1 protein-coding gene is annotated in these 442 nt (G+C 62.7%); it reads left to right on the forward strand.

The window, feature by feature from the left end; translation table 11 throughout:
• Positions 1 to 442 (forward strand): IS30 family transposase (locus tag AC5Y36_RS25855; protein WP_500043826.1); only part of this gene is annotated, 442 nt, incomplete at both ends.

Genomic DNA, 442 nt, shown 5'->3' on the forward strand with positions numbered 1-442 from the left:
CATCAGCGATCGGAACTCTGGTGGAACGCACCACCGGATTCGTGATGCTGCTGCACCTACCCGGTGATCACACCGCCGCGACCGTGGCCGAGGCGATGACCGCCAAGATCCCCGAGATCCCCGAGGTGTTACGCCGGTCGTTGACCTGGGATCAAGGCTGTGAGATGGCGTTGCATACCAAGATCACCGAGGCCACCGGACTGCCCATCTTCTTCTGCGACCCGCACAGCCCCTGGCAGCGTGGCAGCAACGAAAACACCAACGGCCTGCTTCGCCAGTACTTCCCCAAAGGCACCGACCTGTCCTTCCACGGCCCCGGAATCCTCGACAACGTCGCCGCCGAACTCAACGCCCGACCCCGCAAACGCTTCAAATGGCGCACCCCCGCCGAAGAACTCCAACGACTACTGTCAGACCCGTCCACATTTGTTGCAGCGACCGC

This window comes from Mycobacterium sp. NGS50, from assembly GCF_059812545.1.